This is a genomic window from Dyella sp., assembly GCF_035486915.1.
In the GTDB taxonomy this organism is placed as follows: Bacteria; Pseudomonadota; Gammaproteobacteria; order Xanthomonadales; family Rhodanobacteraceae; genus Dyella_B.
Genome location: NZ_DATHMR010000067.1, coordinates 1 through 12,355, shown reverse-complemented (window position 1 = coordinate 12,355; position 12,355 = coordinate 1). Strand labels below are relative to the sequence as shown.

Sequence of the window (12,355 nt, the reverse complement as noted above, 5' to 3'; positions counted from 1 at the left end):
TATCGCCCGCCATGATGCTCACAGCGGGCGAATCATCGCGGAAGCTTAGAACTTCACCTTCACACCCAGGTTCCACATACGGCCGACGATGCCGGCGTAGTCGTAGGTCGGGTTGTAGAGGTTGGCCGCATAGTTCAGCGGATCCAGCGATGGCTTGCGATCCGTCACGTTGTCGATCGAGCCCGTCAGCGTGACGTGATCGTTCAACTTGTAGGTCGCCACCAGGTTGCCGTAGGTGAACGATGCCATGGTGCAGTTCGAAGCGAGCGGGCCGCCATCGAGCGCTCCAGCGTCAGCACACGCCGTGGTGCCCGTGTCGTCTTCAGCCGATTCGTACTGCTTGCTGGTGAAGTACACGGTGCCGGTCAGAGAGAACGGACCGTATTCGATCGTGTTCGCCCAGTTGGCGCGCGTGCGGGGCGTACCGGCACCCGAGGACAACTCGTACGGACCTTGCGTACCTACGTAGCTTTGAACCTGACCGCCAACGTCCTCCTTCCACTGGAAGATCTGGGTGCCCTGCATTTCGCTGATGTACTTGATGCCGTTGCTGAACTCGAAGTGCGCCTGCAGATCCAAGTCCAAACCGGTCGTCTTCAGCCATTGGCCGTTGACGTAGTCAGCGCCGACGAACGTCGGACGCAGCGGAGCGCCCGGATGCGCGGGATCCGGCTGATCGAACTGGAACGTGTAGCCCGGCAAAATCGTGCCATTGGCGAAGTAGTTCGCCAACGCGAGGCCGGCATCGCCCGGAACGATCACATCGGTCTTCTTGATGTTGTAGTAATCCAGCGAAGCGTTCAGCCAGCTGGTCGGCTGCACCACCACACCGAAGGTGAAGCTGCTCGACTTCTCCGGCTTCAGATTCGGGTTACCCGAGTTGCCGGTTTCGATCGAATAAGGAACGCTCACATACGGCGAACCACCGTGCGCGGTGTAGAACGGACTGCTTGCATAGCCAGGACCGATAAGGCCCTGCACCGAGTTGGTGACGAAGCCGGCACTATAGCTGCCCTGGCTTTCACCGAACTGCGGAGCGCGGAAACCCTTCGAATAGGTGCCACGCACTGCCAGCCAATCAGTCGGCTTCCACTTCAAACCCACCTTCGGCGAGAAGTCGTTGCCATAGACGGGGTAATGGTCGAAGCGGCCGGAAACGTCGGCTTCAAGGCTATCGAGCAGCGGGGCGTCGAATTCACCGTAGATACCGCTGACGTTGCGGTCACCGGCAATGTACGTTGCGCCCAGGCCCTGGTAGATACCACCCGGATTGAGCGGTTGTTCCAGCTGCGCTTCGTGGCGGAACTGCACGCCACCGGCGAAGCCGGAGGTGCCGCCGGGCAGATCGAACAGTTCGCGGTTGACGTTGAAGTCAAACACGTCCATGTCGGACGTGTCGGTCACCGCATAGGGCGGCGCGATGGCGTTGATCACAGCCTGGCTGTTTGCCGACGGATTGATGAAGTTGTACGAACCCGTATTGATCGCATTCATCAGGCCCGTGTACGAGAGGAAGCCCGTTTGGCGATACGACAGGTCTGCGTGGTTACCCACCACGGATGCCTCGTAGTTCCAGTCGCCCCACACACCCTGCAGATCGATGACGGCGCGCAGGTTGTGGTTGATCGTGGACGTTTGCTGCGGGATGTTGCCGAACTGATAGTTGATCAGCGCATATTGGCCTTCCGCTGCGAACGGGTTGTTCGGGTTCAGCGCACCGTTTGCCAGCGTCGGCGGCAGCTCGATGTTGTTCGTGTTGACCGGTACCGAGCTTTGAATCTGAGCGGAGTTGCCTATAGCGAGAACTTTGCTTTCGTCGTAGCTGAGCGACGCATAAGCCTTGGTCGTGTCATTGAACTTGAACGTATAGCGGCCATAGAGGCCACCCTTGTCCTGATACGGCTGTGCCTGGAGCGAGGAGATCTGGTTCTGCGCGCAGTACGAACCGTAGGTGCCCGGGCCATTGCCCGCATCCGGAACGTTTACGAGCTGAGTACCGCCCGTGCAGGCGCCCAGCGGCTGGAACGGACCGGTAGCCGTGCCACCTGCCGTCGTGCCGGCCGGCGTCACCGAGCCCACCTTGGAACCATTGGTGTTGTTCGGATTGCCGATACGGAGATCGGGACCGCCAATACCGGTTTCATTCGAGCTATTAAAGGGATAGCTGCGCGAGCTCAGCTGGATCGCCTGATCCTGCTCAAACTCGGCGCTGAAGTAGGCGTTGTAGTGATCCGTGTCCAGATCGCCGATACCAGCAAGCAGCGTGGCCTTCTTGGTGAAGCCGCCGCCATGCTGCGTATTGCCGATGTCGGCACTCGCTTCCACGCCCTGGTAGCTGGACTTCAGAATGATGTTGACCACGCCCGCGATCGCGTCGGAGCCGTAGATCGACGAAGCGCCATCTTTCAGCACTTCGATGCGCTCGACGTTGGCGAGCGGAATGGAGTTCAGGTCGACGAACGAACGGATACCGTCGTCCACCAGCGGGTAACTTGCCGAACGCTTGCCGTCGATCAGCACCAGCGTGGAGTTCACAGTCAGGCCGCGCAGCGCAATGCCCGACGAACCCACGGCAAAGCCGGTGGTAAACGAGGTCGGGATGCTACCGCTGTTGTCCGCGGAGATCGAACGCACCACGTCGGAAACAGTCGTGAAGCCCGAACGTGCAATGTCCTGGGCGGTAATCACGGTCACCGGGGAGGGTGTTTCCGTGTCAACGCGCGGCAGTGCAGAACCCGTCACCGTGATCGTCTGCAACTGCTTAGCGTTGCCCTGGTTCGGAGCGGATTGCTGGGACTGGTCCTGCGATGTTGCCGGGGCGGTTTGTGCAAAAGTCGCGCCAGCAATAGGAGCCAGCAGCAAACCCGCCAATGAAAGCGCAAGCTTGTTACGAGTCATTTCTAAATACCCTCCAAGGTACAACTGATTGTGATTCGCCCAGCTAGATATCGGTACTTGAATGGGGGGGCTGGGCGTGTGGGGACACCTCCGAAGTCTTCCACACCGTAAAGGTTTGATACAAGTCCTTAACAAGACGTAATTTATTACGAACCCGTATCGTAAGGTCTTTCTTGATTATTTATGCTCTATGTCTATGTTTTTTAACATTTTTATAGACGACTGCCGAGAGCGCTAGTGTTACCAGCGCATTACCGAGTCGCAAGTTATAGCAGCTAAAGTGATGACCGCTTAACGACTGGCGAGGCTTTTTGCTGGCTCATGGGCCAGGGCCAGGGCAATGCTCCCGGCGGCTTCGCGACCGTCGTAAACGGCCCGCACGACAAGGTCTGCACCACGCACGTTGTCACCGCCAGCAAAGATGCGCGGATGATTTGTTTGATGTGGGAGCTTGCCGCTCTGCGATGTCAAAATCTTTCCCGTAGCTGACAGCGCAACACCGTGTGCAGCTAACCAATCGGGCGGACTTGGTAGAAAACCAAACGATTGAATGATTACATCTGCAACGATTTCGGTTTCCGTGCCGGGAATGTTCTGGGGCTTTAGACGTCCATTTCCATCGTCGACCAAACGCGTTTCCACCACACGCACACCACGAACTTGTCCATGTCCGTTATCGAGGATGGCGACAGGCTGACGATGGAACAAAAAGGTCACGCCTTCTTCGCGGCTGTAACTCACTTCGCGTGCAGAGCCGGGCATGCTTGCTTCATCGCGGCGATAAACACACGTAACCGATTTGGCGCCGAGACGAATCGCCGTGCGATTGCAATCCATGCCGGTATCGCCGCCACCAAGCACGACAACATGCTTGTCGCGAAAATCAAACACGGATGCAGGTTCGTCGCGAAGCAAACGTTCGGTGTTGGCGATGAGGAACGGCAACGCATCATGCACGCCGCGCAATTCCCTTCCCGGCAGTTGGGCATCTACGAACGTATAAGCGCCGGTACCGATGAAAATCGCATCGTAGTCGTCAAGCAGTGCGCCAAATTCCACGTCGCGCCCCACTTCCTTATTAAGAAGGAAGCGCACACCCATGCCTTCGAGCACTTCGCGCCGGGTAAGCACAACACCCTTGTCGAGCTTGAAAGGCGGAATGCCGAACGTCAGCAGGCCGCCGATTTCGCGCTGACGGTCATAGACATCCACTGCAATGCCTGTGCGCCGCAAACGATCCGCACATGAAAGGCCGGCAGGACCCGCGCCGATAACCGCTACGCGGTGCCCCGTCTCTTTCACGTTGGACAAATCCGGCCGCCAGCCCTGGCGCAATGCCTCGTCCGTCACCCAGCGTTCGATGCTGCCGATCGTTACCGAACCAAAATCCGTCTGCTCAAGCGTGCAGGCACCTTCGCACAGACGATCTTGCGGACACACGCGGCCGCAGATTTCCGGCAATGGATTGGTTTCATGCATCAATGTTGCCGCTTCCATGATGCGGCCCTGCTGCACGAGTTTCAGCCAGTTGGGAATGTAGTTGTGAACCGGACAGGCATGTTCGCAATACGGATTGCCGCAATCGATGCAACGTTCCGCCTGTGTGGCTGCTTGTGGCGACGCGAAGTCGCCACCGATTTCGCCGTAACCCAGCACGCGCACTGCCACGGGGACAGTGCGCGGCGGCTGTCGCGGCACATCGAGGAACTGGAAAAGCTTGGCGCTCATGCAGCCCTCCGCAGTTCTTCAGCCAGCACAGCAAGGCTTGCGGCTTTGGGTTTCACCAGCCAGAACTTGTATTGCAGACCGCGGAAGTCGCGAAGGATCTGCCGACCCCATTCGCTGCCCGTGAGTTCAACGTGACGCGTCACCAGTCTGCGCAGATGCTGCATGTAATTTTCCATTCCCTCCGGTGAGATGCGCAGAATGTCGACCAGCTCGTGGTTGTAGCAGTCGACGAAATCGCGTTCGAGATCGAGCACGTAGGCGAAGCCGCCGGTCATGCCGGCTCCAAAGTTGAGACCGACCTTGCCGAGCACGGCGACGACGCCGCCGGTCATGTACTCACAGCAGTGATCGCCTGCGCCTTCGACCACAGCCAGCGCACCGGAATTGCGCACGGCGAAGCGCTCGCCTGCGCGACCGGCAGCGTAGAGCTCGCCGTCTGTCGCACCGTATAGACAGGTGTTACCGATGATCGCGGCGTCCTGGCTCGCATACGGCGCATCTGCAGGCGGGCGGACCACGATGCGGCCACCCGCCATACCCTTGCCGACACCGTCATTCGCTTCGCCGATCAATTCAATGTGCACGCCACCGGCGTTCCATGCACCCAGGCTCTGACCGGCGGCGCCTTCGAGTTTGAGTTCGATCGGCTGCGCATCCATGCCGTGATCGCCATGACGGCGTGCAACGTGGCCGGACAACCGCGCACCGATAGCGCGGTCGGTATTGCGGATCGAATAGGCAAAGCTGCCGCCACTTTTCTCGGCCACCGCTTCGGCGGTATCTGCGGAAATACGTGACGCCAACGCTGCATCGTCGCGCATGGGGTTGCGCGGCAGCGTGCAGGCGAAATCACTGCTGACACTGAGGCCTGTGCCATCGATCAACGGCGAGAGATCGAGTTTGTGCTGCACAGGGGTTCCACCTTCGAGCTGCTCCAACAGATCGGTGCGCCCGACGACTTCACCCAATGTGCGCACGCCCAGTCGCGCCAAATGCGCACGGACATCTTCGGCAACAAAACGGAAGTAGTTCATCACCATCTCGGGCAAGCCGATAAAGTGATCCTTGCGCAACACGGGATGTTGCGTGGCGACGCCGGTCGCGCAATTGTTCAAATGGCAGATACGCAGATATTTGCAGCCCAGCGCCACCATTGGGCCGGTGCCGAAGCCGAAACTCTCCGCACCCAGCAATGCGGCCTTAATGACATCGAGACCGGTTTTCAAACCGCCATCGGTCTGCAAGCGCACGCGACCGCGCAGATCGTTGCGACGCAGCGTTTGCTGCGTTTCGGCCAGACCTAATTCCCACGGTGTTCCGGCGTATTTAATAGAGGTGAGCGGACTGGCGCCCGTGCCACCGTCGTGCCCGCTCACCGTAATGAGATCCGCGCCCGCCTTCACCACGCCCGCAGCCACGGTACCCACACCAGCGTGCGAGACGAGCTTCACCGACACCAGCGCATCGGGATTCACTTCCTTCAAGTCATGAATCAGTTCGGCGAGATCTTCGATGGAATAGATGTCGTGATGCGGCGGCGGTGAAATCAAACCGATACCTGGCTTGGCGTAACGAAGGCGCGCGATGGTCGCATCCACTTTGTGACCGGGTAGTTGTCCGCCCTCACCCGGCTTGGCACCTTGCGCGATCTTGATCTGCAACACTTCCGCATTGACGAGATACGCCGGTGTCACGCCGAAACGCCCGGATGCCACCTGCTTGATCTTGGAGGCGCGCTCGGTCCCATATCGCGCGGGATCTTCACCGCCTTCACCGGAATTGCTGCGCGCACCAAGGCGGTTCATTGCAATCGCAAGCGCTTCGTGCGCTTCGGGCGACAGCGCACCTAGCGACATGCCCGCCGAATCGAATCGCTTGAGAATGGTATCGGCCGATTCCACTTCCTGCAGCGGAATCGGTTCGACGGCGAGCTTCAAGCCGAGCAGATCGCGCAACGCCGATGAAGGACGACGATCGACAAAATCCGCGTAGACGCGATAATCGGCTACCTCACCCGTGCGCACCGCTTTCTGCAGGCTCGCGATCACATCTGGGTTGTACATGTGGTACTCGCCGCCGTGCACGTACTTATAGAGTCCACCTGCACGCAACGGCAACGCCTGATTCCACGCTTCCGCTGCAAGCAGACGCTGCTCGTGTTCGAGCTCGGCAAAACCCGCGCCACCGATGCGTGAAGGCGTGCCCGGGAAACACAACTCGACGACTTCGGGCGCCAACCCGACAATTTCGAACAGCTGCGCGCCACGATAGCCAGCAACCGTGGAGATACCCATCTTCGACAGAATCTTCAGCAGACCTTTGCGGATGCCGCGGCGATAGCTGCGCCCGATCTCCTGCCTGTCGCCGTCGATATGCCCTTCGTGGCCGAGTTCGAACAGGCTTTGATAGGCAAGCCATGGATAGATCGCCGTCGCGCCAAAACCAATCAGACATGCGAACTGATGCGGATCGCGCGGCGTGGCGGTTTCCACAACGATGTTGCACTGACAGCGCAAGCCTTCGTCGATGAGATGCGCATGCACGGCGCCCGTGGCAAGCAACGAATGAATCGGCAGATGATCACGATGGGGATACCGATCGCTGAGGAACACCAGTGCGCGTCCGTCGCGCACGGTTTGCGCGACTTCGCGACACAAACGACGAAGCGCCGCCTCCAGGCCTTCTTCCGGCGCATACATCAGATCAAAGCGCGGCGTGTCGAGGTACTGCGGCATCGCCAGCAACTGACGCAATTTACGCTGCGAAAGAACCGGTGAGTTGATCAGGATCTGTTTCGCGTTTTCCGGCTTGAGCTCGAAGACGTTGCCTTCCGGGCCGATCTGCGTCACCAGCGACATCACCAGCTTTTCGCGCAAGGGATCGATCGGCGGGTTGGTGACCTGCGCGAAGCCCTGACGAAAACGATCGAACAAGGGACGCACCTGACGCGACATCGCCGCCACCGGCGTGTCATCGCCCATGGAGCCGGTGGCTTCCGCCTCAAGCTCCGCGAGCACCTTGAGCACGGTCTCGCGTTCTTCGCGAGAAAGGCCGTACAGCTTCTGATAGCAACGTAACTCTTCCGCTGGCAACGGCTCCGCCGCCAGCGAAGGATCGATCAGATCCGATTCGAGATAACTGACGCCCGCGCGCAACCAATCGCGGTAGGGCGCGCGCTTGCGGTTGATTTCGTCGATATCCGCATCGCGCAGCAGGCGATGCGTGAGGAAGTCCACGGCGATCATTTCGCCCGGCGCAAGACGACCCTTGGCGATGACGCGTGCACTCGGCACATCCCACAGGCCAGCCTCGGAAGCGACGATCAGATGGTTGTCATCCGACAACGCCCAGCGGGCCGGACGCAGACCATTGCGATCAAGCGTGCATGCCGCGTAACGGCCATCGCACATCACCAGTCCGGCCGGACCGTCCCATGGCTCGCTGTGCAACGCGTAGTACTCATAGAACGCAGCGAGATCTTCATCGATGCCTTCACGCGCGGCAAAGGCCGGCGGCACGAGTACGCGCATGGCGGCGATCAAATCCAGGCCGCCGGCCAGCAACAACTCAAGCGCGTTGTCGAGGCTTTCGGAATCCGAACCCGCCTGTCGCACGAATGGACCGATCCCGCTCAGATCCACCAAGGGCGAACGCCAGATTTCCGCGCGGGTTTGCATCCAGCGCCGATTGGCGCGAATGGTGTTGATCTCGCCGTTATGCGCCAGCAAGCGGAAAGGCTGAGCCAGACGCCACTGGGGCATCGTATTGGTGGAAAAACGCTGATGAAAAACGACCGCATCCGCCGTCAACGCACGATGCCGCAAATCCTCGAAGACATCCCGCAGATGACCCGGCGCGGCCATCGCCTTGTAGCCGATCACCTGCGCAGAAAGTGAAACGACGTAGAACTGCAGATCGTCCGACAAAGCACTCTCGGCGCGGCGGCGTGCACGGAACAATGCACGCTCAAAAGCCGCATCCTCCATATCCGCCGCAGCGTTGACGAAAATCTGGCGCACGCGCGGCCGCGCCGAAGCAGCCAGCGGACCGCATGCGTCGGCATTCACCGCCACATCACGCCAACCGGCAACGCGCATACCTTCTTCAGCGATATGACGCTCCAACACCTTCGCGGCATCGTCGTCGGCATGGTCGAGAAACACCAATCCCGCTGCAAAACGTTCGCCCAGGGCAATACCGGCCTCGACAGCCAAGGCGCGCAACCACGATTGGGGGTGATGAATAAGCACACCGCAGCCATCGCCGCTGACGCCGTCGGCATTGACGCCGCCACGATGGGAAAGTTTGGCCAGTGCCTCAAATGCCGTGTCGACGACCCATTTGCTCGCGCGGCCGTCGATCTGGGCGACCAGACCGAAGCCACAGCTGTCGTGCTCAAAACCAGGGTCGTATAAACGCGGCTCGACCGACATGACCAAAACCCTCTTCCGATTTTTCGACTCGCTAGGGCGCAAAACGCTTACCGCCGTGAGGCAGTAAGCAGATGCGGTAAAGGCGTGCAGCCCGACTTTACGCACATCTTGTGCGTCGCGTCAAAGCCTTCTAGACGTCCAAATGAAAAGCGAATGCAGGGTCATAACAGCGTGCGCTAACAGACCAATTTCTGCTCGATGCCTGTGAGGGCGCGCCACGCCGCCATTCAGGGCGTCTCGCCGGATGAGTCCAGCTCGGACATAATCCGCGCATGCCGACACCTTCACGCGCCTTCCGCCCGCTCCTTTCCGCCTCGATCGCCTGCGCGATTGCACTCGCAGGCCCGCTCGCTGTGCCCGTTCACGCGGCGCAGGACAGCAAGACCGAAGCCGAGCAAACCCAGACGCGGCAACAGCTGGCCGATCTGCGGGCCAAGATGCAGGCACTGGCCAAGGAGGAAGCCGACACCGCGGCAAAGCGCGATAGCGCCAATGCCACGTTGGCCAAGCAGTCCGATGCCGTCGCGGCAGCCGCCAAAGCCGTTCGCGACACCGACGTGCAAATCGCGGCCAAGCAACAACAGCTGGATCAGTTGCAAACGCAACGAACGGCACTCGAACAGAATCTGGATAGCCAGCGCGCGGCAATCGCCGACCTGCTACGCGCAACCTACGCCATCGGCCAGGGCTCGGACCTTCGTCTGTTGCTGGGCGACGAAGATGTCGCCCGCATTTCGCGCTCTCTCGCCTACTCCAAATATTTCCAGCACGACCGGCTGGAGAAAGTGCAGCAGCTGATGACCGAACTGGCCAAGCTGCAGGATCTGGAAACGCAGATCACCGCCGAGCAGCAAGCCTTGCAGGCAACCCGCGCCCAGCGTCAGCAACAGGCCGCCGCCCTGGAAGACCAGCGCAAGACGCAACAGAAACTCGCCGGCCAGATCGACGCGCAATACAAAAATGAAGCCCAGCGCCTGTCGGCCATGAAGCAGAACGAGCAGTCGCTGGACGAGCTGATGGGCAAATTGCAGAAAGCCATCGACGAAGCTGCACGCGAAGCAGCCCGCCGCTCACGCCCGAACCCGACATTGCCGTCGACGGCACCGGGCAAGGCATTGGCCAATATCCGTGGAAGCCTGCCCTGGCCCGCGCCCGGTCCGGTGCACGACTTTGGCAATGGCGTGTTGATCACTGCGCCGCGTGGCAGCGAGGTGCACGCCGTGGCGGCAGGGCGCGTGGTCTACGCCCACTTCATGCGCGGATACGGCCAGCTGATCATCCTTAACCACGGCAACGGTTGGCTGAGCATGTACGGCAACAACGAAACCCTGCTGCACGGGGTGGGCGATGACATTGCCGAAGGCCAGGCACTCGGCACCGCCTCCCTTGCCACCAGCGACAGCACCGGCGTGTATTTCGAGTTGCGCCAGAACGGCAAACCGGTCGATCCGCGCACATGGCTGAGTCAGCGGCGCTGACGGCATCTGCGTTTGACCAGGGTGGAAGGCCCCTTTCGACACGTTCAGGCAACACCGTTCGGCGTATTCTTGGGCGTGAATTCCCGCGACGCAAAGCGGTCTCACCAACGTCGTCACATCCTTTTTTTGTGGAGCTGCCTCATGCGTTTTTCCCGCCATTGCCTGTTCGCCCTGCTGTTGGCGGCGCCCTTGTTACACGCGCAGGCGGCCCCTCAAATGGCGCCGGATACCGATGTGCCGACGGCGCCGGCAAAGGCCAGCAGCAGTAGCGCTGCTGCGTCCTCCGACCAGATCGATATGGACGATGTACGCAACTTCGCACACGTCTACCAAATCATTCGCCAGGCTTACGTCGAGAAGGTCGACAACAAAACCCTGATGAACGATGCGATCAAAGGCATGCTCGCCGGCCTCGATCCGCACAGCGCCTACCTCGACAAAGATGGCCTGCAGGAACTCAATGAAGACACCACCGGCCAGTACGGTGGCCTTGGTATCGAGGTGATGGAGGACAACGGTGCGCTGCGCATCGTTTCGCCGATTGACGACACCCCTGCATCGCGGGCGGGCATCAAGCCGGGCGATATCATCACCTCGATCAACGGCAAAGCCGTCACCAGCGACAACATCGACGGCATGTTTGATGCGCTGCGCGGCGATCCGGGCACGAAGATCACCCTGGGCATCCTGCACGAAAAGGCAGATCAGCCGGTCACGTTGACGATGACGCGCGAACGCATTTCCATGACGAGCGTGAAAGTGCGCGAACTGGAACCGGGCTATGCATACATCCGCATCAGCCAGTTCCAGGATGACACGACCGGCGATCTGGAAAAGAAGCTGGGCGAATTGCTGAAGAAGAATGGCCCGCAGAAAGGCGCCGTGCTCGATTTGCGTTCCAACCCGGGTGGCCTGCTTACCGCCGCTGTCGGCGTGAGCGATGACTTTCTCGATTCGGGCACCATCGTCACCACACGCGGTCGCCTGCCCGATTCGAACCTCACCTTCGCTGCCCACCCTGGCGACTTGCTCAACGGTGCACCGATGGTGTTGCTGACGGACAACGGCACGGCCTCCGCCGCAGAAATCGTTGCCGGCGCATTGAAGGACAACCATCGCGCGCTGATCGTCGGCCGCCGTACGTTTGGTAAAGGCGTGGTGCAAACCGTGCTGCCGCTCGACGCCGATCATGCGGTGAAGCTGACGACCGCGCGCTATTACACGCCGAATGGCACATCGATTCAGGCCGAAGGCATCAAGCCGGATATCGCCTTGGGCGATCTGACGGTGGCGAAGGTGGATGACACGGCCGAGCCGATCAACTCCGAAGCGGATCTGCCGCATCATCTGGCGAATGAGACGACACAGAGCGGCGACATCAACAACGATGGCAGCGCGGAGAATGAAAAGCTTGCCACGAGCGACTACGCGCTGTCGCAAGCGTTGAACATTCTTAAAGGGTTGGCGCTTCGTCACGATTCACGCGCCGCATCGGCGACCGCGCAGTAAAGACTTTGCTTTAAAACCCCTCTCCCTCCGGACGCGGGGAGGGGCCATGAATGGCCCCGTTTTGAGGAGCGAGGAAGAGGGGTTGTGGTGAGGGTACGCCGCCCGCGAAACCATTCAATGTTTCGCGCAACCCGAACCCTCATCCGCCTGCCGGCACCTTCTCCCAACGGGAGAAGGAATGTCCTATGCGATGGATGGCAAGATCAATCGCATTCGCTCATCAGAAATCTTTCGACAACGTCAAATACACACCACGACGCGGCCCAAACTGCGGCGCACCCACGCCCACACCCGTACCACTGCGCAGCT

The 12,355-nt window shown here is 60.1% G+C and carries 5 protein-coding genes; 2 read left to right on the top strand and 3 right to left on the bottom strand.

Translation table 11 applies throughout. The features are described from left to right. Positions 1-45: 45 nt before the first annotated feature. From VK725_RS05660 to gltB, 3 genes are all read right to left on the bottom strand, one after another. Positions 46-2,898 (bottom strand): TonB-dependent receptor, encoded by a 2,853-nt coding sequence (locus tag VK725_RS05660; RefSeq protein ID WP_325317083.1) that lies wholly within the window; start codon positions 2,896-2,898, stop codon positions 46-48. 291 nt (positions 2,899-3,189) lie between these two features. Beyond that, positions 3,190-4,626: an FAD-dependent oxidoreductase gene (locus VK725_RS05655; RefSeq protein WP_325317082.1), complete on the bottom strand. Its 1,437-nt coding sequence runs from the start codon at positions 4,624-4,626 to the stop codon at positions 3,190-3,192. Continuing rightward, positions 4,623-9,059: a glutamate synthase large subunit gene (gene gltB / locus VK725_RS05650; RefSeq protein WP_325317081.1), complete on the bottom strand. Its 4,437-nt coding sequence runs from the start codon at positions 9,057-9,059 to the stop codon at positions 4,623-4,625. The genes VK725_RS05655 and gltB overlap by 4 nt, the downstream gene beginning before the upstream one ends. Positions 9,060-9,331: 272 nt before the next feature. Between gltB and VK725_RS05645 the strand changes: the two genes are divergently transcribed. Then, positions 9,332-10,537 carry a murein hydrolase activator EnvC family protein gene (locus VK725_RS05645; RefSeq protein WP_325317080.1) on the top strand — a complete coding sequence of 402 codons (1,206 nt, stop codon included), beginning with the start codon at positions 9,332-9,334 and terminating at the stop codon, positions 10,535-10,537. A 141-nt stretch (positions 10,538-10,678) separates the two neighbouring features. Further along, positions 10,679-12,046, top strand: a complete 1,368-nt coding sequence (locus tag VK725_RS05640) for a S41 family peptidase (protein ID WP_325317079.1) — start codon at positions 10,679-10,681, stop codon at positions 12,044-12,046. Positions 12,047-12,355 lie beyond the last annotated feature (309 nt).

Bases quoted from the DNA above. Each gene is read 5' to 3' on its own strand.
- gltB (WP_325317081.1), bottom strand. From the start codon at position 9,059: ATGTCGGTCGAGCCGCGTTTATACGACCCTGGTTTTGAGCACGACAGC.
- VK725_RS05645 (WP_325317080.1), top strand. From the start codon at position 9,332: ATGCCGACACCTTCACGCGCCTTCCGCCCGCTCCTTTCCGCCTCGATC.
- VK725_RS05640 (WP_325317079.1), top strand. From the start codon at position 10,679: ATGCGTTTTTCCCGCCATTGCCTGTTCGCCCTGCTGTTGGCGGCGCCC.
- VK725_RS05655 (WP_325317082.1), bottom strand. From the start codon at position 4,626: ATGAGCGCCAAGCTTTTCCAGTTCCTCGATGTGCCGCGACAGCCGCCG.
- VK725_RS05660 (WP_325317083.1), bottom strand. From the start codon at position 2,898: ATGACTCGTAACAAGCTTGCGCTTTCATTGGCGGGTTTGCTGCTGGCT.